The following is a 21,137-nucleotide window of genomic DNA, read 5'->3' as shown; positions in this document are numbered from 1 at the left end:
CCGTTTCATCCGCAAACAGCCCCCTATATCACATACAGATCGACGTACTGATCGACCGGCATCGCTTCGAGCTTTGCCTGGTCCAGCGACACGTCGAGAATCGCTTGTTGCTGCTTTGCCGGGAAGCGGCGGGCAAGGTTGGTCCTGAACTTCTCGACCAGGAGCGGGATGCCTTCGGCCCGGCGCCTCTGGTGGCCGAGCGGGTATTCGACCGCCACCTCGGCAAGCGTCGACCCGTCCGTGAACTCGATCGTCAGTGCATTCGCGATCGAGCGCTTGTCCGGGTCGTGGTAATCCTTCGTGAACTGCGGATCCTCGACGCACACGGTTTTCGCGCGCAGCGCGTCGATGCGCGGGTCCGCCGCGGCCGCATCCTCGTAGTCGGCCGCGGTCAGCCGGCCGAACAGCAGCGGCACGGCGACCATGTACTGGATGCAGTGGTCGCGGTCGGCCGGATTGGCGAGCGGGCCCTGCTTGTCGATGATGCGGATCGCGGCCGCGTGCGTGCGGATCGTGATCCGGCCGATGTCGTCGGTCGTGCGGCCCGCGGCGGCGAGCTGCGCGTGCAGCTGCAGCGCGGCCTCGGCAGCCGTCTGCGCATGGAATTCGGCGGGAAACGCGATCTTGAACAGCACGTTTTCCATCACGTACGTGCCGTACGGGCGCTGGAAGCGGAACGGCTGCCCGTTGAACAGCACGTCGTAGAAGCCCCAGGTCTTGGCGGTGAGCGCCGACGGGTAGCCCATTTCACCCGTTTTCGCGATCAGCGCGAGGCGCACCGCGCGGGAGGTGGCGTCGCCGGCCGCCCATGATTTGCGCGAGCCCGTATTCGGTGCGTGGCGGTAGGTGCGCAGCGCCTGGCCGTCGACGAATGCGTTGGACACCGCGTTGATCAGCTCGTCGCGCGTGAGCCCGAGCAGCCGGCCGACGACGGCCGTCGATGCGACCTTCACGAGCAGCACGTGGTCGAGCCCGACCGCATTGAACGAATTCTCGAGGGCGAGGCAGCCCTGGATCTCGTGGGCCTGGATCATCGCGACCAGCACGTCGCGCATGGAAAGCGGCTTCCTGCCGGCCGCGACGGCCGTGCGGGAGAGCCAGTCGGCCGTCGCCAGGATCCCGCCGAGATTGTCGGACGGATGACCCCATTCGGCGGCGAGCCAGGTGTCGTTGAAGTCCAGCCAGCGGATCATCGCGCCGATGCCGAACGCGGCCTGGACGGGATCGAGCTGGAAGGACGTGCCGGGCACCTTCGCGCCGTTCGGCACGATCGTGCCGGGCACGACGGGACCGAGCAGCTTGGTGCAGGCAGGGTAGGACAGCGCCTCGAGTCCGCATCCGAGCGTGTCGATCAGGCAATGACGCGCCGTCTCCAGCGCGAGCGCGCTGTCGATGCCGGTATTCAGCACGTAGTCGACGATATCGACGAGTACCGTATCCGGAGCAGGGCGGACGTTGGAGACCGGGGCGGACATCGAGGGGCCGATGGAAACGCGCTTAGTTCGTTGCCGGCTTCAGCTCGTTCGACTGCGTCGGTGCCGGCGTGCCTTGCGCCATTTCCGGCGTCACGCATTCGTCCGCGAGGCGCTCGCCGCCGTTTGCGTCGGAGAACAGCATCGCCTTGGTCGGGATCACGACCAGCTTGAAGCCTGCTGCCGGATCGTAGAACGTGTCGGCGCCCGTCGTCGTGGCCTGACGCGGCAGCTTGTAGTTCTTCTTCGCCCAGTGAACCGTGACGACCTGGTCACGCTTCATGTCACCGGCGAGGTCGAATGACAGACCTTCCTTGCAGGACCACTTGACCGAGCCGTCCGGCACCGTGTCAACCTTGGCTGCGGCACGTGCCTGTGCCTTCTTGCTGCGCGGGATGATGCGCTTGGCCGGCGCCGGGCGCTTGGCCGTTGCCTTCTTCGCGGTCGTCGTGGTCGTACCCTGGGCAAACGCGCTCGGAGCCGACACCAGCATCGTGGCGGACAAGGCGCCGATGGCGGTAGCGATCAGGAGTTTCTTCATGGAGTCAGAACCTTTCGATAATCAGTTGACAAGGGCCGGCAATCGCAACTGCCGGCCGGTTTGAAACTGCACGCGCCCCGAAAGCGCGCAGCGGCCGCTATTTTCACCTATTTGGCCGCGTACATATCAGGTTTTCGGGCTCCGTTACGTTTTTTGTCGTTTCGCAAACCTCTATCCGGTTTGCGCGTCGTCGAATGCATGAAACTCGTGTATCGGCCGGCGGCGCGCGCTTACGGCGCGCGGCCCGCGGCGGCCGGGCCGAACAGCGGCGCGGCCTCGGCCGGAACGGGTTGGCCGGTGGCCCGCGCGCGGCGCAGCACCGACCAGTAATACCGGTAACTCGCGCGATCGTGCAGCGTATCACCGTGGCGCGTCGGGCCCCAGTCGGCGGCCTGCGCGGCCAGCAGGATCTCGGCGGCCAGCGCGACCTCGTCGGTGCGCGGCGCGAATGCGTCGACGATCGGGCGGATCTGCGCGGGGTGGATGCTCCACATCCGCGTGAACGCGAATTCGTCGCGCGCGCGGCGCGCATCGCCGGCGACGATACCCATGTCGCGCACCTCGGTCGTCACGTTGTGCGACGGCGTCTTGCCGTGCGCATGGCAGGCCGCGGCGATTTCCAGCTTCGCGCGGCGCACGAGCGGGTGCTCGAACTGGCCCGGCGAGCGCATCGCGGAATCGGGAATCGCGCCATGGTGCGCGGAGACGAAATCCATCAGCCCGAAGCTCAGCGTGCCGACCGTCGGCAGCGCGGCGAGGGCGCCCGCCTGGGCGAGCGCGCCGTGCGTCTCGACCAGCACGTCGACCGGGATCGGCTGCGCGATGCCGAGTTCGCGGCGCATGCCTTCGATGAACGCGGTCATTTCGGCGGCGTCGGCGGCACTCGCGATCTTCGGGAGCGTGATGTAGGCGGGGGCGCGCGCCGCGCGCAGCACGATGCGCACGTCGTCGCGCCAGTGCGGGTGGGAGAAGTCGTGGATACGGACGCCGACGCGGCCGAAGCGGTTCTCGTCGCTGCCGAGCAGTTCGGCGACGAGTGCCGCGTGCGCGGCTTCCTGGCCGACGGCCGCGCCGTCTTCGCAGTCGAGCGTGATGTCGAATACGGGACCCGTTTCGGCCTGCAGCGCAAGCGACTTGCGCATCAGCTTTTCGCTGCCCGCGTAGTGATCGCAGCAGGGCAGGATCGCGGGCGGGGACGCCCCGTCGTACAGCACTTGTGCAGGAGTGAGCGCGGCCATCTCGTCTACGTCAGGGAAGCAGGTCAACGTGGAGAAAATCGGATTCGGGCGCGTTCTGGGCCGGTGCGCGGCGGGCGCGGGGCGGCAAAACGTGCGCGGATCGGATCGGTCGGCCGGGCCGGCGGCATGCCGGCCCGGGCCGCAACCGGGCTGCCCGAGGGCCGCCCGGCAAGATGCGTGATGCTTAGTTCTTCAGCAGGTGGGCGACGCCATCGCGCTCTTCGAGCAGCTCGGCCAGCGTGCCGTCCATCTTCTCGCGCGAGAACGCGTCGATTTCCAGGCCTTCGATGCGCTTGTACTCGCCGTTTTCGCAAACGACCGGCACGCCGTAGATGATGTCTTCGGGGATGCCGTACGAGCCGTCCGACGGGATGCCCATCGTGACCCACTTGCCGTTCGTGCCGAGGACCCAGTCACGCACGTGGTCGATCGCCGCGTTGGCTGCCGACGCTGCCGACGACAGGCCGCGCGCTTCGATGATCGCCGCGCCGCGCTTGCCGACGGTCGGGATGAACGTGTCGCGGTTCCACACGTCGTCGTTGATCAGCTTCAGCAGCGATTCGCCTTCGGCGGTCGCGAAACGGAAGTCGGGGTACATCGTCGGCGAGTGGTTGCCCCACACGGCGAGCTTCTCGATCGATGCGACCGGCTTGCCCGACTTCGCTGCGAGCTGCGACAGCGCGCGGTTGTGGTCGAGGCGCAGCATGGCCGTGAAGTTCTTCTTCGGCAGGTCCGGTGCCGACTTCATCGCGATGTACGCGTTCGTGTTCGCCGGGTTGCCGACGACCAGCACCTTCACGTCGCGGCTCGCGACTTCGTTCAGCGCAGCGCCCTGAACCGTGAAGATTTCGGCGTTTGCCGACAGCAGGTCCTTGCGCTCCATGCCCTTCGAGCGCGGACGTGCGCCGACCAGCAGTGCGACGTCGGCGTCCTTGAATGCAACCTTCGGATCGTCGGTGATCACGACGCCCGCGAGCAGCGGGAACGCGCAATCGTCGAGTTCCATCACGACGCCCTTGACGGCGCCTTGGGCTTGCGGGAGGTCGAGCAGTTGCAGGATGACCGGCTGGTCCTTGCCGAGCAGGTCGCCGTTCGCGATGCGGAACAGCAGGGAGTAAGCGATTTGACCTGCGGCGCCGGTGACGGCAACGCGCTTTGCGGGCTTAGCCATTGAAAATCTCCAGGACGGGTGAAGCGTTGGACGCTAGCGAAAACGCCATTCTATGCGCGTTGTGCGTAGCGTTGCATTGAAGCAGGGCGGAGGACTCGCGATGGCAGACGCGGTGAACCTGGAGACGGCCGTGGCACGTAGCCGGGGACGCGCTGTTGCACCCGCGAACCCTTGCTCGACCCGGAGTGTAGGAGCCGTCACGCGCAAAGTCAAACGGTATCATATGTCTTATATAAGACAGATGTTTTGCGGAATTTGAGTGGACGAAAAAGTGCGGTTTGTGATGAAATGCGCGCCATGACATCGAACCAGGCGAATACCGCGAATCAGAACGGCGCAGGCAGCCCAGGGCAGCCGGGCGCGAGCGATCCCGCACCTTCGCCTGCGGCGCCGCCGTCGCCGACGTTCAGCCCGTTATACCAGCAGATTAAGTCATTGATCACGCAAAGTCTCGAATCCGGTGAATGGAAGCCGGGCGAGATCATCCCGAGCGAGGTGGAGCTCGCAGCCCGCTACAAGGTGAGCCAGGGCACCGTCCGCAAGGCGATCGACGAACTGGCCGCCGAAAACCTCGTGGTCCGGCGGCAGGGCAAGGGCACTTTTGTTGCGACGCACAATGAGGATCGCGCGCAGTTCCGTTTCCTGCGCCTGCTGGCCGACGACGGTGCCGAGCATCCGCATGTGAGCCGCCTGCTCGAATGCCGGCGCCTGCGCGCGCCGGCCGAGATCGCGCGGCAGCTCGACCTGAAGCCGGCCGATCCCGTCGTGCAGGTGCGCCGCCTGCTGGAGTTCGAGAACGAAGTGACGGTGCTCGACGAGATCTGGCTGCCGGGAGCGATGTTCCGGGGGCTCACGTTCGAGCGGCTGAGCGAGTACAAGGGGCCGCTCTACGCGATGTTCGAGACGGAGTTCGGCACGCGGATGATCCGCGCGACGGAGAAGATCCGCGCGGTCGGGGCGGAGCCGGCGGTGGCCGACCTGCTGCACGTGCCGGCGGGTTTCCCGTTGCTGTCGGTCGAGCGCGTGTCCTATACATACGGAGACCGGCCGGTGGAAGTGCGTCGCGGCTGGTATGTCACAACCGGGTACTACTATCAGAATGACTTGAGTTGACGGTGTTTCGGCTCAAGCCGAGTGCGTTCGCGTTTCCCACGCTCGCGAAGCACGTTTCGGGCCGCCTTTGTTCTTGTTCGCGCAACTATCCAGAGCAGACTTTCGCTGCAGCGCGATATAAAAAGGCGCTAAAATCGCGGATTAGTGTGACAACATAGTAGGGGTCTAGCATGACTGATGCAGTAAGAAAGCCGAGGCCGGAATACCGGAACATCGGATTCGGCGATATCACGATGAAATATCGCATGCCGCTGGCGGCGATATTGTCGATCCTCCATCGAGTCAGCGGCGCGCTGCTGTTCTTGTTCCTCCCGTTCCTGCTGTTCCTCTTCGATCAGAGCCTCACGTCCGAGCTCAGCTTCGAAGTCTTCAAGGCTTTCCTTTCCAACATCATCGTCAAGCTGATCGTCCTCGCATTGTCGTGGGCCTTCTTCCACCATTTCTGCGCCGGCATTCGCCACCTGCTGATGGACGTCAACCACGACGCCGTCACGAAGGAAGGCGGCAAGCGGACGGCAGTCGTCGTCTTTGTCGTCTCGATCGCCCTGACGATCGCCATGGCACTCAAACTGTTCGGAGCATTCTAAGAAAATGGCAGCCAACAACCGAATCGGCTCGAAGCGCCTCGTCGTCGGCGCACACTACGGCCTGCGCGACTGGCTTGCGCAGCGTATCACCGCCACGATCATGGCGGTCTACACGGTCATTCTGCTCGTCCTGTTCTTCGGCGCGCACGATTTCTCGTACGAAGGCTGGGCATCGATCTTCGCCGCTCAATGGATGAAGCTCGCAACCTTCGTGATGCTGCTTTCCCTCTTCTACCACGCATGGGTCGGCGTGCGCGACATCTGGATGGACTACGTGAAGCCCGTCGGTGTGCGCCTGCTGCTGCAATCGCTGACCATCGTCTGGCTGCTCGCATGTGCGGGCTACGCCGCGCAGATTCTCTGGAGAGTGTAAAGAATGGCTGCAATCAAAACTTCCCTCCCGCGTCGCAAGTTTGACGTCGTGATCGTCGGCGCGGGCGGCTCCGGCTTGCGCGCAGCGCTGCAACTGTCGCGTGCGGGCCTGTCGGTCGGCGCGCTGTCGAAGGTGTTCCCGACCCGCTCGCACACGGTGGCCGCGCAGGGCGGCATCGGCGCGTCGCTCGGCAACATGAGCGAAGACAACTGGCACTTCCACTTCTACGACACGATCAAGGGCTCCGACTGGCTCGGCGACCAGGACGCGATCGAATTCATGTGCCGTGAAGCGCCGAACGTCGTGTACGAACTCGAGCATTTCGGCATGCCGTTCGACCGTAACGCGGACGGCACGATCTACCAGCGCCCGTTCGGCGGCCACACCGCGAACTACGGCGAGAAGCCGGTCCAGCGCGCATGCGCGGCCGCCGACCGTACCGGTCACGCGCTGCTGCACACGCTGTACCAGCAGAACGTCGAAGCGAAGACGCAGTTCTTCGTCGAATGGATGGCGCTCGACCTGATCCGCGACGCGGAAGGCGACGTGCTCGGCGTGACGGCCCTCGAGATGGAGACGGGTGACGTCTACATCATGGAAGGCAAGACGACGCTGTTCGCGACGGGCGGCGCAGGCCGGATCTTCGCGGCATCGACCAACGCGTTCATCAACACCGGCGACGGCCTCGGCATGGCTGCGCGTTCGGGCATCGCGCTGCAGGACATGGAATTCTGGCAGTTCCACCCGACCGGCGTGGCCGGCGCGGGCGTGCTGATCACCGAAGGCGTGCGCGGCGAAGGCGGTATCCTGCGCAACGCGAACGGCGAGCGCTTCATGGAGCGCTATGCGCCGACGCTGAAGGATCTGGCGCCGCGTGACTTCGTGTCGCGTTCGATGGACCAGGAAATCAAGGAAGGCCGCGGCGTGGGTCCGAACAAGGACCACGTGCTGCTCGACCTGTCGCACATCGGCGCCGAGACGATCATGAAGCGTCTGCCGTCGATCCGCGAAATCGCACTGAAGTTCGCGAACGTCGACGCGATCAAGGAACCGATCCCGGTCGTCCCGACGATCCACTACCAGATGGGCGGCATCCCGACCAACATCCACGGCCAGGTCGTCGGCACGTCGCGCGGTCACAAGGATCCGGTCAACGGCTTCTACGCAGTGGGCGAATGCTCGTGCGTGTCCGTGCACGGCGCGAACCGCCTCGGCACGAACTCGCTGCTGGACCTCGTGGTGTTCGGCCGAGCAGCCGGCAACCACATCGTCGAGCACGTGAAGAACCAGAAGGAACACAAGCCGCTGCCGGCCGATGCAGGCGAATTCTCGCTGGCGCGCCTGGCGAAGCTCGACAAGTCGACCTCGGGTGAGTACACGCAGGACGTCGCGAACGACATCCGCGCGACGATGCAGAAGCACGCAGGCGTGTTCCGCACGTCGGCACTGCTGAAGGAAGGCGTCGAGCAGATGGCCGGCCTGGCGGCACGCGTGGAAAACATCCACCTGAAGGACAAGTCGAAGGTGTTCAACACCGCGCGCGTCGAAGCGCTCGAGCTGGAGAACCTGATCGAAGTTGCCCGCGCAACGATGGTGTCGGCGGAAGCGCGCAAGGAAAGCCGTGGCGCGCACGCTCACAGCGATTACGAACACCGCGACGACGAGAACTGGCTGCGCCACACGCTGTGGTACAGCGAAGGCGATCGCCTCGACTACAAGCCGGTTCAAATGAAGCCGCTGACGGTCGAATCCGTGCCGCCGAAGCCGCGCACGTTCTAAGCCGAGTCAAAGGAATCCGAAATGGCAAAACGCATTTTTGAAGTCTACCGCTACGATCCGGACAAGGACGCAGCGCCGCGCATGCAGACGTACGAGCTCGAGCTCCAGCACGAGCGCATGCTGCTCGACGCACTGGTGAAGCTGAAGGCAGTGGACGAGACGCTGTCGTTCCGCCGTTCGTGCCGTGAAGGCGTGTGCGGTTCGGACGCGATGAACATCAACGGCAAGAACGGTCTCGCGTGCCTGACGAACCTGAACGACCTGCCGCAGAAGATCGTGCTGCGTCCGCTGCCGGGCCTGCCCGTCGTGCGCGACCTGATCGTCGACATGACGCACTTCTTCAACCAGTACCACTCGATCAAGCCGTACCTGATCAACGACGCGCCGCCGCCGGAGAAGGAACGCCTCCAGTCGCCGGAAGAGCGCGACGAGCTCGACGGCGTGTACGAGTGCATTCTGTGCGCGAGCTGCTCGACGTCGTGCCCGAGCTTCTGGTGGAACCCGGACAAGTTCGTCGGCCCGGCCGGCCTGCTGCAGGCTTACCGCTTCATCGCGGACAGCCGCGACACGGCTACCGGCGAGCGTCTCGACAACCTGGAAGACCCGTACCGTCTGTTCCGTTGCCACACGATCATGAACTGCGTCGACGTTTGCCCGAAGGGCCTGAACCCGACGAAGGCGATCGGCAAGATCAAGGAACTGATGGTCCGTCGCGCAGTTTAAGGTCGAGATGAGCGATTCGCATCAATCCGACCCGCACCGTCGCGCGCGCCTCCGCTGGCGCGCGCGGCGGGGTCTGCTGGAAAACGACATCATCTTCGAGCGTTTCTTCGGCAGATACGAGCATGACCTCACCGATGCAGACGTAGGCGCGTTGTCGCGCCTGCTCGATCTGAGCGACAACGACCTGATGGACTTGCTCCTCGCGCGCAAGGAACCAGAAGGCGACCTAGACAGCCCGGACATTCACCGGCTGTTGGAGATGCTGCGCAACGTGTAACGCCAAGGTGTAACGCGCTGTGCCCGTTATCGAATCCCGTTTCTTTATTTCGATTGAGGATGTGCCATGACTCCGTCTGATGTTAAAGCCACGCTATCGTTCAGCGACAATTCGCCGAGCGTCGAAATGCCGATCTACAAGGGCACGATGGGCCCGGACGTAATCGACATCCGCAAGCTGTACGGCCAGACCGGCAAGTTCACGTACGACCCGGGTTTCATGTCGACGGCAGCTTGTAATTCGGCGATCACGTACATCGATGGCGACAAGGGCGAGCTGCTGTACCGCGGCTACCCGATCGACAACCTCGCGCAAAACGCCGACTTCCTCGAAAGCTGCTACCTGCTGCTGAAGGGTGAACTGCCGAACGCAGCGCAGAAGAAGGAATTCGTCGACACCGTCACGAAGCACACGATGGTGCACGAGCAGATGCACTTCTTCTTCCGTGGCTTCCGTCGCGACGCACACCCGATGGCGATCCTGGTCGCTGCAGTCGGCGCGCTGTCGGCGTTCTACCACGACTCGCTCGACATCAACGATCCGCGTCACCGCGAAGTGTCGGCGATCCGCATGATCGCGAAGCTGCCGACGCTCGTCGCGATGGCGTACAAGTACAGCATCGGCCAGCCGTTCGTGTATCCGAAGAACTCGCTGTCGTACAGCGCGAACTTCATGCACATGATGTTCTCGAACCCGTGCGAAGAGTACAAGGTCAACGACGTGCTCGTTCGCGCGCTCGACCGCATCCTGATCCTGCACGCCGACCACGAACAGAACGCATCGACGTCGACGGTCCGCCTGGCCGGCTCGTCGGGTGCGAACCCGTTCGCCTGTATCGCTGCCGGTATCGCGTGTCTGTGGGGCCCGGCGCACGGTGGGGCGAACGAAGCCGCGCTGAACATGCTCGAGCAGATCGGGTCGCCCGACAACATCCCCGAATTCATCAAGCAGGTGAAGGACAAGAATTCGGGCGTGAAGCTGATGGGCTTCGGCCACCGCGTGTACAAGAACTACGACCCGCGTGCGAAGCTGATGCGCGAGACGTGCTACGAAGTGCTGAACGAACTGGGCCTGCACGACGACCCGCTGTTCAAGCTCGCAATGCAGCTCGAGAAGATCGCGCTGGAAGACGAATACTTCGTGTCGCGCAAGCTGTACCCGAACGTCGACTTCTACTCGGGCATCGTCCAGCGCGCGCTGGGCATCCCGACGTCGATGTTCACGTGTATCTTCGCGATGGCACGTACGGTCGGCTGGATCGCACAGTGGAACGAAATGATCGGCGATCCGGAGCAGAAGATCGGCCGTCCGCGTCAGCTGTTCATCGGCGATACGCCGCGCGAAGCGAAGCCGCTCAACGCACGTTAAGTCGTGCGCGGCGCGAACGGCCGGCAGGCCGCTCGCGTCGGGCGATCGCAACGCCACGACACCCCGACGGGTCAACCCGTCGGGGTGTTTTTATTTGTGCGGTCGAGGTTCGCCCGGTCCGGCGCGGCGCTCCAGCGACGGCGGGCGTGTGTCGAGTGCGGGCGCGTCGTCATCCGGCGCGTGGCCGTGCTGCACGAAGAACTGCCGGTATGCGCCGGGCGTCATCCCGCGTGCGGCGAGGAACTGGCGGTTGAAGTTCGCGGCATTCGGAATGCCGCAGCGCGCGGCCACGGTCGCGATCGGCCAGTCGGTGCCGACGAGATGGCGGCACGCGTGCGCGAGCCGCAGCCGCTGCACGTAGCGGCCGACGCTTTCGCCGAGATGCCGGACGAACAGGCGCTGCAGCGTGCGTTCGGACATGTGCGCGGCGGCGGCGAGCGCGTCGATGCGCAGCGGTTCGTGGAAGTGCCGGTCGATCGCGTCGAGTACGCGGTCGAGGCGTTCGGCTTCGGGGGCGGCCGTGTCGGCGTGCGGCGTCATACCGTCGGCCCGGTCGTATGCGTGCGCGGTGGCGAGCGGTTCGCCGCCGGCTTCGGCGAGATCGGCGAGCGTGTCGAGTGCGGCCGCGAGCCGTGTGCGCGGCGACGGATCGAGCAACCGCGGCAGCCGTGCGCGCATCGCGCGGGCCGTGTCCGAGTCGAAGCGCAGGCCCGGTGCGGCACGCCGCAGCAGCGAGCGCAGCGGCGCGTATTCGGGGCAGCAGTCGGCCAGCCGCCGTACCCAGTCGCCGTCGAACCAGATGACGAGCGCGACTTCGGGTGCATCGCGATCGATGCGTGCATTCGACGACCAGGTGTGCGGCAGGTTGGGCGGCACGAGCACCAGGTCGTCGTCTGCATAGTGCGCGACGTGATCGCCGATGAAGCGCCGGCCGCGGCTGTTGAGCGTCAGCGTCAGTTCGTATTCGGGGTGGCGATGCCATTCGAACGGAATGCGGGCGAGCTGGCGGTGATAGACGCGGATCGAACAGCCGGGGGCGAACATCACATGCTCGTACTGCGGTTTCATGGCGGCCTCCGGGCGAGGGCGGGCATCGCGCCGTGGCATGATCGTGAGCGATCGTCACGACGGAGCAATGCCATGTTTTCACATGTTTGCGTGGGTGTGACCGACACTGCACGCGCCTACGATTTCTACGCGCCGCTGTTCGCGGAACTCGGGCTGCGCCTGAAATTCCGCGAGCCGGACGGCTGGTCGGGCTGGATGCCGGCGGCCGTCGACCGGCCGCTGTTCTTCTTTGGCCGGCCGCTCGACGGCCGCGCGCCCGAACCGGGTAATGGCCACACGATCGCGTTCGATGCGCCGACACGCGCGCACGTCGATCGCTGCCACGCGCTCGCGCTGCGCCATGGCGGCACCTGCGAAGGGCCGCCGGGCCTGCGGCCGGACTATCACCGCGACTACTACGGCGCCTATTTTCGCGACCCGGACGGCAACAAGCTCTGCGTGGTCTGCCATCGCCCGGCGTGACGCAAGGTTGTCTGGATTGTATCGATAGTTGGCCGGATAGTGGTGATCGCGGCCGCGTGCCGGCCGTACGCTGACAGCACATCACGACACCTGTCAGCGAGGAGACCACGATGCAACTGACGATTGGCGACCTGCCTGCCGCAATTCGCGACGCAAAAAGGGGGCTGCGCGCCGACCTGCCCGGTTATGCGGCCACGTTCCGCGAGCTGGAGGGCCACATCGCACGGCAGGTCGACGCGATCCGCCGCGCGCATGCGCATGGCCATGACGTGATTCCGGTGGTGCGGTTCGCGGACATCGCGGGCGGGACCGTCGAGCCGCACGCGGTTGCCGCGATCCGCACGCATGGCGCGGTCGTGATCCGTGGCGTATTCGATGCGCAGCAGGCGCGCGACTGGAACGACGAGATCGGCGCGTACCTAGACGCGAACCGCTTTGCCGACCGGCTGCACGCACGCGCCGAGGACCGCTATTTCGGCAACCTCGCATCGGGCAAGCCGCAGATCTACGGCGTCTACTGGTCGAAGCCGCAGGTGGCTGCGCGCCAGTCGCCGGCACTGACCCGGGCGCGCGTGTTCCTGAACTGCCTGTGGCGGCACGCGGACGGAGGGCGCACGCACTTCGATCCCGACCAGGTGCCGGCCTATGCGGACCGGATTCGTCGCCGCCCGCCCGGCTCGACGTCGCTCGGGCTGTCGCCGCATGTCGACGGCGGTTCCGTCGAACGCTGGCTCGGCGCGAATTTCCGCCAGGTCTACCGTCATGTGCTGGCCGGCCGCTGGCGCGAATACGACCCGTTCGATGCGGCGTTCCGTCCGGACGTCGAGGAGATTCCGTCGCCGGCCGTGTGTTCGATGTTCCGCACGTTCCAGGGCTGGACCGCGCTGACGCCGCAGGGGCCCGGCGACGGCACGCTGCAGTTGATCCCGGTCGCGAACGCGTTGGCCTATGTCGTGTTGCGCGCGCTGCAGGACGATGTCGCCGACGACGACCTGTGCGGCGCACGTCCGGGCCGGGCGCTGTCGATCCGGCCCGAATGGCACGCGCTGCTGCTCGACGCGCTCGTGCCGATTCCGCACATGGAGCCGGGCGACGCGGTGTTCTGGCACGGCGACGTCGTGCACGCGGTCGAGGATGCGCACCGCGGCAGCGGCGACAGCAACGTGATGTACATCGCGGCCGCGCCCGGTTGCGCGAAGAACGACGCGTACCTGCAGCGCCAGCGGGCTGCGTTCCTGCGCGGCGAGAGCCCGCCCGATTTCCCGGCCGATCACTTCGAGGTCGAATTCGACGGACGGGGCGAGGAGGGCGATCTCACGGCGCTCGGCCGTTCGCAGATGGGGTTCGGGCCAGCCGTGTAGCAGGCGCGCCGCCGCATGTGAAAGCGGCCGTTTGCCGGACGGTGAACGCCGTTTGCCGAATCCGCTGCGTGCCGCGCGCAATTCGACGCAATCGGCTGTCGGCGCGGCAGAAATCGACGCGAATTGCGCAATTTGGCTTCCGATAATGGTCCGGACACAACGCAGCTGCCCCGTGCACCGCACGGGCGTGGCGCTGACCATGGAGGAGTCGATGCAATTCACGCAAGCGATCGTTCGCCGTCCCGCGCCGTCCTGTGGCGCGGGCCTGACCACCGCCGAGCTCGGCGCGCCCGACTACGACAAGACGCTCACCCAATTCCACGCATACTGCGACGCGCTGCGCACGCTCGGCGTCGAGCTGACCGAACTGCCGCCGCTAGAGGCGTTCCCCGATTCGCACTTCGTCGAGGATGTCGCGGTCGTGACGCCGGAATTCGCGGTGATCACGCGCCCCGGCGCGCCCGCGCGGCGCGGCGAGACGGTGCACATCGAAGCGGCACTCGGCGCGCATCGCGACCTGCTGCCGATGCAGGAAGGTCGTCTCGACGGCGGCGACGTGATGCTGGTGGGCAAGCGCTTCACCATCGGCCTGACGGGCCGTACCGACGCCGAAGGCATCGCCGCGTTCGAATCGCTCGTGTCGCGCTACGGCTATTCGGTCGTGGCGGTGCCGGTGGGCGCCGGCCTGCATCTCAAGTCGGTCGTCAACGCGCTCGGCGACGACACGCTGCTCGTGACCGAGGCGCTGGCCGCGCATCCGGCCTTCGCCGACTATCGCCGGATCGCGATCTCGGCCGCCGACGAATACGCGGGCAACACGCTGCGCGTGAACGGTACGCTGATCACGCCGGCCGGCTACCCGCGCGTGCACGACGCGATCGCGCCGCTCGGGCTGCCGCTGCACGTGATCGACACGAGCGAGTTTCGCAAGATGGACGGCGGCCTGACCTGCCTGTCGCTGCGGTTCTAGCCGATTGGCGCGCGGCCGCTTCGGCCGGATAATGTGGCCCCGCGCGGAACAGGAGACGTTCCGCGCACCAGCCACGACCCGACCGGAGCGAACGCGGATGACCGACAAGAAGATGCAGCTCGACAAGATCGATCTCCGGATCCTCGACATCCTGCGCACCGACGGGCGGATTTCCTACCGGAAGCTGTCGGAACGCGTGAACCTCACGCCGCGGCCGTGCCAGGCGCGCGTGGAGCGGCTCGAGGCGCTCGGCGTGATCGAAGGGTACCGCGCGGTGATCCAGGTGCCGCGCGCGACCAAGCCGATCGTCGTGATCGCGCAGATCGTGCTGGCCGACCACGGGCGTTCGCAGGCGCCGTTCGAGGACGAAATGCGTGCGAATCCGGCCGTGCTCGACTGCTGGCTCGTCAGCGGCACGTTCGATTTTCTCGTGCGGCTCGCGTGCGAGGATCTCGACGAGTACCGGCGGATCGCGAACGTGTGGCTGGAAAGCCCGCGGTTCCGGATCGAGAAGATCGTGACGACGGCCGAACTGCAGGCGATCAAGCGCAGCGTCGTGTGATGCGGCCGGTCGGGAAGGGCCGGTTTCGACGCGAATGACCGGGCCAGACGATTTGCATTCCGAATCAAATCGTCCGGCGCGGATCCAATCAGGGTGAACACTATGGATGCTTTGCAAGCGGCAGCGGAGATGGCTGCGCCGTCCGGAACGACGCTGAAGCGTCATCTGCAGGGCCGCCACGTCGCGATGATCGCGATCGGCGGCTCGATCGGCACGGGGCTGTTCGTCGCGTCGGGAGCGTCGGTCGCGCAGGCGGGGCCGGGCGGCGCGATCGCCGCGTATATCGCGATCGGGCTGATGGTGTACTTCGTCGTCACGGGCCTCGGCGAGATGGCCGCGCTGATGCCGGTGTCGGGCTCGTTTGCGATCTACGGCGAAAAGTACGTCGACGAAGGCTTTGGCGTCGCGCTCGGCTGGACCTACTGGTACAGCTGGGCCGTGACGATCGCGATCGAACTGGTCGCCGCGCAGATCGTGATGCGCTATTGGTTCCCGACCGTGCCCGGCATCGGGTGGGGCGCGGGTTTCCTCGTGCTGATCTTCCTGCTGAACACGCTGTCGGTGCGCGGCTTTGGCGAATCGGAATACTGGTTCTCGCTGATCAAGGTCGTCACCGTGGTCGCGTTCATCGCGGCCGGGCTGCTGATCGCGGCCGGCCTGATCGGGAGCGGGCATCCGGTCGGCTTGCGCAACTTCACGACGGGCGACGCGCCGTTCGTCGGCGGCGTGCACGCGATGATGAGCGTCGCGCTGATCGCGGGTTTCTCGTTTCTCGGCACCGAGCTGGTCGGGATCACGGCCGGCGAATCGGAGAACCCGCGCAAGACGATCCCACGCGCGGTGAAGCAGATCTTCTGGCGGATCATGCTGTTCTACGTGTTCGCGATCTTCGTGATCGGCCTGCTGGTGCCGTACACGGATCCGAACCTGCTGAAGAGCGACGTGACCGACATCGGCGTGAGCCCGTTCACGCTGGTGTTCAGCCACGCGGGCTTCCGGCTCGCGGCCGGTGCGATGAATCTCGTGATCCTGACGGCCGTGCTGTCGGCCGGCAATTCCGGCACCTACGCGGCCACGCGGATGCTGTACAACCTCGCGGCGGAAGGGCGCGCGCCGGCGATGTTCGCGACGCTGTCGCCGGGCGGCGTGCCGCGCAATGCGCTGTACGCGACGATGGCCGTCGGCGGGCTGTGCTTCCTCACGTCGCTTGCCAACAACCAGAGCATCTATCTGTGGCTGCTGAATACGGTCGGCATCACGGGCTTCATCGCGTGGCTCGGCATCGCGGTCTGCCATTACCGGTTCCGCAAGGGCTTTCTGAAGCAGGGCTACCGGCTCGATCAACTGCCGTACCGCGCGAAATGGTTTCCGTTCGGGCCGCTGTTCGCGATCGCGATCGCGATCTGCATCGTGATCTCGCTCGGGCAGGATTACCAGGCGTTCTTCGCGGCCCGCATCGACTGGATGGAAGTGCTGTCGATCTATGTATGGATTCCGCTGTTCGTCGCGATCTGGTGGGCGTATCGCCGTGCGCGCAAGAGCCGGCTCGTGCGTTACGAGGAGATGGACATCGGTCCGTGGCTGACGCGTTCGGTCGAGACCGTCGATGCGACGGTCTCGCAGCACGGGCAGCCGCACTGACTGCCCGGCACTGAAAGCGCGGTAACGGGAGCCGGTCGTTTCGTACGACCGGCTCCGTCGCGGCGGCCTGCGCGCGGCGACGCACGCAAACCGCGCTCAGTGCACCTGCTGCAACTGCGCTTTCATGAAATCCACCCACGCGCGCACTTTCTGCGGCACGTGCCGCGTCGCGACGTACAGCGCGTAGATGCTCTGCTGCGGAAACCGGTAGGCGGGCAGCGCATCGACCAGTGCACCGCTTTCGAGGTCGTCGCGCACGAGCCATTCGGGCAGCAGCGCGACGCCGCTGCCCTGGCGCGCGAGTTCACTCAACACCGATGCGTTGTCGACGACGACGCGAGGCTTCGTCGCCGGCCGGAACACATGGTCGTTGCCCGCGCGATCGGTGAGCGTCCATTCTGCGATCCGCTCGAGGCGGCTGTGGCCGAGTTGAGGGAGCCGGGCCAGTTCGCCGGGCGACGCCGGCTGCGGGAGCCCGGCCTTCGCAGGCAGGTCGGGCGCCATCACGGCGAGCACGTCGTAGGTGGCGAGGCAGGCGCCGCGATAGGGCAGGTCGCGAAAGTGCTCGTGGCGTCCGAGCCGGATCGCGACGTCGAAGCGGTCGCGCACGAGATCGGCCTGGGACGTATGCGTTTCGAGCCGTACGCGCAACGCGGGATGCTGCACGGTGAACGCATGCAGCATCGGTGCGAGGACGCGCGCCGCGTACTCGACCGTCGACGTTACGCGCAGGATGCCCTGCATCCCGCCGTGTTCTCCGCGTACTTCGTCGATCGCGCCTTCGGCTTCGTCGAGTACGCGCAGGCAGCGCTGGTAGAAGCGCTCGCCGGCGTCGGTCGGCTCGACACGCCGGGTCGTCCGCGTGAGCAGCGTGACGCCGAGCTCGGTTTCGAGTTGCTTCACGTTGAAACTGACGGCCGCCCGCGCCTGGTTCAGCGCGGTTGCGGCGGCCGTGAACGAACCGGCCTCGACCACGGCACGGAATACGGCGAAACGATCGAGGCTCACCATGGTGGGGGCGTGGGTCCTGTCAATGCGTTGGATCGCTCGAAGGGTACCCGAATGTGAGACTGCGTGCGGCGTGCAGTGCGTTGCCGCGTGATCCGATTGTCAAAAAATTTCGACGGAACTCGTCGAATCCGCCCGCTTACCGATGCGGCTGCCGGCTTCTACACTGCGGCGTTTCGTGACGTTCCCGCCGCCATGCCAGACCGTTCCAGAATCGCCGCCGTCTACCTGCTCGGTTTCGCGATCGATCTCGCGAACATGTTCATGCTGAACGCCGCGTATCCGGCGCTGCAGCGCGAACTGCACGCGTCGGTCGCGCAGCTAGCGTGGGTCGGCAACACGTACGTGCTCGGCCTGACCGTCGTGATTCCGTTCGGCACGTGGCTCGCGCGCCGCTGCGGCGAGCGGCGCGTGTTCGCCGCATCGCTGCTGCTGTTCGGGTTCGGCAGCGCCGGCGTCGGCGCGTCGTCGTCGATCGAAGCGCTGCTCGCGTGGCGGCTGGTCCAGGGGCTCGGCGGCGGGCTGTTGATTCCGGTCGGGCAGACGCTGGCCTATCGCGCGTATCCGCCGCAGGCGCGGGCGCGGCTCACGTCGGTCGTGATGATGGTCGCGCTGATCGTGCCCGCGTTGTCGCCTGCGGTCGGCGGTGCCATCGTCGATCGCGGGTCGTGGCGCGCGATCTTCTTCGCAATGCTGCCTATCGCGGCTGCGACCTGCGCGCTCGCGTTCGCGTGGCTGCCGCGCGATGGCGCGCGCGGCCGGCCGCCGCGGCTCGACTGGCCGGGGCTCGGCCTGAGTGCGTTGACGCTCGTCGCGTTGCTGCTCGGGCTGACCGCCGCGGGGCAGCCCGGCGGCGCGGCATTCCCGCTCGCGATGCTGGCGGTCGCCGTCGCGGCAGGCGCCGGCTATGCGGCGCATGCGCGTCGGGCCAGGTCGCCGGTGGTCGACCTGCGCCTGCTCGCACAGCCGTTGCTGCGGATTGGCGTGGTGGTCTATCTGTGCGTGCCGGGTATCTTCACGGGCGTCAACCTCGTCGCGTCGCTCTATCTGCAGAACGCGCTCGGATTGAGCGCCGCGCATGCGGGCGCGCTGATGCTGCCGTGGGCGATTGCGGCGTTCTTCGCGATCGCGACCACGCGCCGCTGCTTTTCGCGCCACGGCGCGAAGCCGTTGTTCGCGTGCGGCATCGCGATCGATTGCGCCGGCATTGCACTGCTCGCAACGCCGTGGGCCGGCGTCGAAGCCGTGCGCATCGCAGCGTTCGCGGCGATGGGGTTCGGTGCGAGCCTGTGTACGAGCACGTCCCAAAGCGCGGCGTTCGTCGATGTACCGGCCGACCGGATGGGCGATGCGAGCGCGCTGTGGAACATCAACCGCCAGTTGAGCTTTTGCGTTGGCGTGGCCGTGCTCGGCAGCGCGCTCAATGCGTTGCTGGCGTTCGACGCAGGCGGCCCGTCGCTCGCACCGTATCGCTGGTGCTTCGGGCTGGCGGTCGTGCTGACGTTGCTGCCGCTCGGCCTGATCGCACGGCTTCCCGCACACCGTGCGCCGGACGCGCAACCCGCTTCATCCCATTCCTGAGAACCTGAGAGCCTGATGAATTTGCCGAATCCGTATTTCAAGGAAGTCGTCGACACCGTTGCCGACATCGAGTGCTGGTTGTCCGGCCGTGCCGCCCGCGAGCGGCTCGCGACGCTGATGGCGCGTTTCTCGCCGGGATTTTCGATGATCACGATGTCGGGCACGGTGCTCGATTACGCGGGCGTCGACGCGCTGTTTTCACACGGGCGCGGCGCGCGTCCCGGGCTGGTGATCGACATCGACGAGTTGCGTGGGCTGGCCGTGTGGTCCGATGGCGCGACGATCGGCTATCGCGAGACGCAGACCGACGCGCAAGGGCGGCGCACGGTGCGGCGCTCGACGGTCGTGTTCCGGCGCGAGGCGGATGGGCCGATCGTGTGGCGCCATCTGCACGAGACACCGGTCGTCGCGTGAGCGGGGGGCATCCGCCGCCGTGCAAGATGGGGCGCGGATGCCGTGCCGGCGTTACTTGTCCAGCTCCGGATAGTGCCGGAAGATGCCCATGTCGTTGAACGGGATGCGGCGTTCCGACTCGAGATAGTGTGCCACCGGCGGATGCTGTGCGACGCGGTCGTGCAGCGCGACCAGCGCCGGGATCTTCCGCTCCGCACGCTTCATTGCTTTCGGAAATGCGTAGCGCAGGCCCTCGATCAACTGGAACATCGACAGGTCCGCATAGCTGAGTGCGCTGCCGGCGAGGTAGCCGCTCTTGTGCGGATTCTGGTCGAGCACGCGCTCGAAGTAACCGAGGAATTTCGGCAGCCGGTTTTCCAGGAAATCGGCTGCGCGTTCGGCGGCTTCCGCCTGCTGGTCCTCGTAGTAGAGGCCGCTTGCGATCGGATGATGCGTGTCGTGGATCTCGGTGACGAAATCGGCGACGGTCAACTGGAGCTGGTGCACCCACAGCCGGCCGGCTTCGTCGCCGGGTGCGAGCCCCAGCCGCGCGCCGAGAAATAGCAGGATGTTCGCGGTCTGCCCGACTACCAGGTCGCCGGCTTTCAGGAACGGCGGCGCGAACGGCACGCATTCCGCCTTCGTGCTGTCCATCATGCGCATCATCGCCGGTACGCCCATGCCGCGTCCCGATTCGCGCGCGACGTCGACGTAGTCGGCCTCGGCCGCTTCGAGCGCGAGCCGCACATACTCGCCTCGGCCCTGGATCTCGGGCCAGTAATACAGTTCGTATCGCATGCTGTTTTCCCGTTCGTTGAACCGGCTGCCACCGGCATCGTGACGACCGGGCGGCCGCGCGTCGCGCGCCACCCGCTGCGAATAGACAGTCTAGGCGATCGCGGGAAAAGTGCCGCGCGCGTCGTGCGCTACGCGTGGCGCTCGCCGCCTTCGGGACCGTAGAAAAACACCCAGGTCGAGAAGTCGCCGGAGAAGCCGACGAAGCGGTGCTCGGCGTGTGCCGGGACGAACAGCACGTCGCCGGCCGCGACCTCGCATTCGCGTCCGTCGACGACGAAGCGCGACGTGCCGGTGGCGATCGCGTAGACCTCGTCGCGCGTATGCGGCTTCTGCTTGTCCTCGATGCGCGGCCGGTACAGCTCGACGTCGAGCGTGCCGTGGCGAAACAGCGTCGTGAACAGCGCGCCTTCTTCGTCGAGGCGTGCGAGCGATTCGTTCAGGCCGAGCTTCATGGCGGGGGCTCCGGATCCGGATCGTGGGGCTGGGAATGCGCGTTGCGCCATCGTATCTCGAAATAAGCGGCGCGGCGTTCAGCGCGCGACGACGCACGCGGATCACGTCGCTCGCCACCGATGCAACAGCGGCTGCACACGCGCGCCATGGATGAAACGCATGTGCCCATCGATGCAACGGCGAGATGTTCGCCCGTAT

22 protein-coding genes are annotated in these 21,137 nt (G+C 66.2%); 14 read left to right on the top strand and 8 right to left on the bottom strand.

Annotated features, from left to right (window positions below; genetic code table 11):
- Positions 1-23 precede the first annotated feature (23 nt).
- The 4 genes from G3N64_RS02065 to G3N64_RS02050 form a co-directional block, all read right to left on the bottom strand.
- A complete protein-coding gene (locus tag G3N64_RS02065) occupies positions 24-1,475 on the bottom strand; it encodes a bifunctional 2-methylcitrate dehydratase/aconitate hydratase (RefSeq protein WP_205782097.1) in 1,452 nt (483 codons plus the stop codon).
- A 22-nt stretch (positions 1,476-1,497) separates the two neighbouring features.
- On the bottom strand, positions 1,498-2,013 hold the full coding sequence (locus G3N64_RS02060) for a hypothetical protein (protein ID WP_205782096.1): 516 nt from the start codon (positions 2,011-2,013) through the stop codon (positions 1,498-1,500).
- 230 nt (positions 2,014-2,243) lie between these two features.
- On the bottom strand, positions 2,244-3,251 hold the full coding sequence (locus G3N64_RS02055; protein WP_205782132.1) for an aldolase/citrate lyase family protein: 1,008 nt from the start codon (positions 3,249-3,251) through the stop codon (positions 2,244-2,246).
- Positions 3,252-3,435: 184 nt separating this feature from the next.
- On the bottom strand, positions 3,436-4,422 hold the full coding sequence (locus G3N64_RS02050) for a malate dehydrogenase (RefSeq protein ID WP_059237257.1): 987 nt from the start codon (positions 4,420-4,422) through the stop codon (positions 3,436-3,438).
- A 288-nt stretch (positions 4,423-4,710) separates the two neighbouring features.
- Between G3N64_RS02050 and G3N64_RS02045 the strand changes: the two genes are divergently transcribed.
- The 7 genes from G3N64_RS02045 to gltA all read left to right on the top strand — a co-directional run bounded on the left by G3N64_RS02045 (position 4,711) and on the right by gltA (position 10,642).
- Complete coding sequence (locus tag G3N64_RS02045; protein WP_205782131.1) at positions 4,711-5,535, top strand: GntR family transcriptional regulator; 825 nt, start codon at positions 4,711-4,713, stop codon at positions 5,533-5,535.
- Between the two features lie 170 nt (positions 5,536-5,705).
- A complete protein-coding gene (gene sdhC / locus G3N64_RS02040; RefSeq protein WP_034185792.1) occupies positions 5,706-6,122 on the top strand; it encodes a succinate dehydrogenase, cytochrome b556 subunit in 417 nt (138 codons plus the stop codon).
- Between the two features lie 4 nt (positions 6,123-6,126).
- Complete coding sequence (sdhD, locus tag G3N64_RS02035; protein ID WP_011355745.1) at positions 6,127-6,495, top strand: succinate dehydrogenase, hydrophobic membrane anchor protein; 369 nt, start codon at positions 6,127-6,129, stop codon at positions 6,493-6,495.
- A gap of 3 nt (positions 6,496-6,498) precedes the next feature.
- Positions 6,499-8,274, top strand: a complete 1,776-nt coding sequence (gene sdhA / locus G3N64_RS02030) for a succinate dehydrogenase flavoprotein subunit (protein ID WP_205782095.1) — start codon at positions 6,499-6,501, stop codon at positions 8,272-8,274.
- A 21-nt stretch (positions 8,275-8,295) separates the two neighbouring features.
- Complete coding sequence (locus tag G3N64_RS02025; protein WP_060242989.1) at positions 8,296-8,997, top strand: succinate dehydrogenase iron-sulfur subunit; 702 nt, start codon at positions 8,296-8,298, stop codon at positions 8,995-8,997.
- 7 nt (positions 8,998-9,004) lie between these two features.
- Complete coding sequence (locus G3N64_RS02020; RefSeq protein ID WP_205782094.1) at positions 9,005-9,274, top strand: succinate dehydrogenase assembly factor 2; 270 nt, start codon at positions 9,005-9,007, stop codon at positions 9,272-9,274.
- Between the two features lie 66 nt (positions 9,275-9,340).
- Positions 9,341-10,642: a citrate synthase gene (gene gltA / locus G3N64_RS02015; RefSeq protein ID WP_049097329.1), complete on the top strand. Its 1,302-nt coding sequence runs from the start codon at positions 9,341-9,343 to the stop codon at positions 10,640-10,642.
- Positions 10,643-10,732: 90 nt separating this feature from the next.
- Here the strand turns inward: gltA and G3N64_RS02010 are convergent, their stop codons facing one another.
- Positions 10,733-11,710 carry an AraC family transcriptional regulator gene (locus tag G3N64_RS02010; protein WP_205782093.1) on the bottom strand — a complete coding sequence of 326 codons (978 nt, stop codon included), beginning with the start codon at positions 11,708-11,710 and terminating at the stop codon, positions 10,733-10,735.
- Positions 11,711-11,782: 72 nt separating this feature from the next.
- Here G3N64_RS02010 and G3N64_RS02005 point away from each other — a divergent pair, with 72 nt between their 5' ends.
- From G3N64_RS02005 to G3N64_RS01985, 5 genes are all read left to right on the top strand, one after another.
- Positions 11,783-12,172: a VOC family protein gene (locus G3N64_RS02005; protein WP_205782092.1), complete on the top strand. Its 390-nt coding sequence runs from the start codon at positions 11,783-11,785 to the stop codon at positions 12,170-12,172.
- A 110-nt stretch (positions 12,173-12,282) separates the two neighbouring features.
- Positions 12,283-13,533, top strand: coding sequence for a DUF1479 domain-containing protein (locus G3N64_RS02000; protein ID WP_205782091.1), 1,251 nt, complete (start codon positions 12,283-12,285; stop codon positions 13,531-13,533).
- A gap of 211 nt (positions 13,534-13,744) precedes the next feature.
- Positions 13,745-14,503, top strand: coding sequence for an amidinotransferase (locus tag G3N64_RS01995; RefSeq protein WP_205782090.1), 759 nt, complete (start codon positions 13,745-13,747; stop codon positions 14,501-14,503).
- A gap of 97 nt (positions 14,504-14,600) precedes the next feature.
- Positions 14,601-15,065, top strand: a complete 465-nt coding sequence (locus G3N64_RS01990) for an Lrp/AsnC family transcriptional regulator (protein WP_205782089.1) — start codon at positions 14,601-14,603, stop codon at positions 15,063-15,065.
- A 102-nt stretch (positions 15,066-15,167) separates the two neighbouring features.
- Positions 15,168-16,706, top strand: coding sequence for an amino acid permease (locus tag G3N64_RS01985; RefSeq protein WP_277399085.1), 1,539 nt, complete (start codon positions 15,168-15,170; stop codon positions 16,704-16,706).
- A 96-nt stretch (positions 16,707-16,802) separates the two neighbouring features.
- Here the strand turns inward: G3N64_RS01985 and G3N64_RS01980 are convergent, their stop codons facing one another.
- Complete coding sequence (locus G3N64_RS01980) at positions 16,803-17,717, bottom strand: LysR family transcriptional regulator (protein WP_205782088.1); 915 nt, start codon at positions 17,715-17,717, stop codon at positions 16,803-16,805.
- A gap of 192 nt (positions 17,718-17,909) precedes the next feature.
- Here G3N64_RS01980 and G3N64_RS01975 point away from each other — a divergent pair, with 192 nt between their 5' ends.
- The gene (locus G3N64_RS01975; RefSeq protein WP_205782087.1) at positions 17,910-19,295 is read left to right on the top strand and encodes an MFS transporter; all 1,386 of its coding nucleotides are present in this window, start codon (positions 17,910-17,912) and stop codon (positions 19,293-19,295) included.
- Positions 19,296-19,310: 15 nt separating this feature from the next.
- Positions 19,311-19,709: a DUF4440 domain-containing protein gene (locus G3N64_RS01970; RefSeq protein ID WP_205782086.1), complete on the top strand. Its 399-nt coding sequence runs from the start codon at positions 19,311-19,313 to the stop codon at positions 19,707-19,709.
- Between the two features lie 51 nt (positions 19,710-19,760).
- On the opposite strand, the gene G3N64_RS01965 is transcribed toward G3N64_RS01970, so the two are convergent.
- Positions 19,761-20,486 (bottom strand): glutathione S-transferase, encoded by a 726-nt coding sequence (locus tag G3N64_RS01965; protein WP_205782085.1) that lies wholly within the window; start codon positions 20,484-20,486, stop codon positions 19,761-19,763.
- Between the two features lie 128 nt (positions 20,487-20,614).
- Positions 20,615-20,938: a cupin domain-containing protein gene (locus G3N64_RS01960; RefSeq protein ID WP_205782084.1), complete on the bottom strand. Its 324-nt coding sequence runs from the start codon at positions 20,936-20,938 to the stop codon at positions 20,615-20,617.
- Positions 20,939-21,137: the final 199 nt, after the last annotated feature.

The organism is Burkholderia sp. Ac-20344, from assembly GCF_017104975.1.
Taxonomy (GTDB): domain Bacteria; phylum Pseudomonadota; class Gammaproteobacteria; order Burkholderiales; family Burkholderiaceae; genus Burkholderia.
Note: the sequence above shows the minus strand (reverse complement) of the source record. Positions and strands in the feature narration are given on the sequence as shown.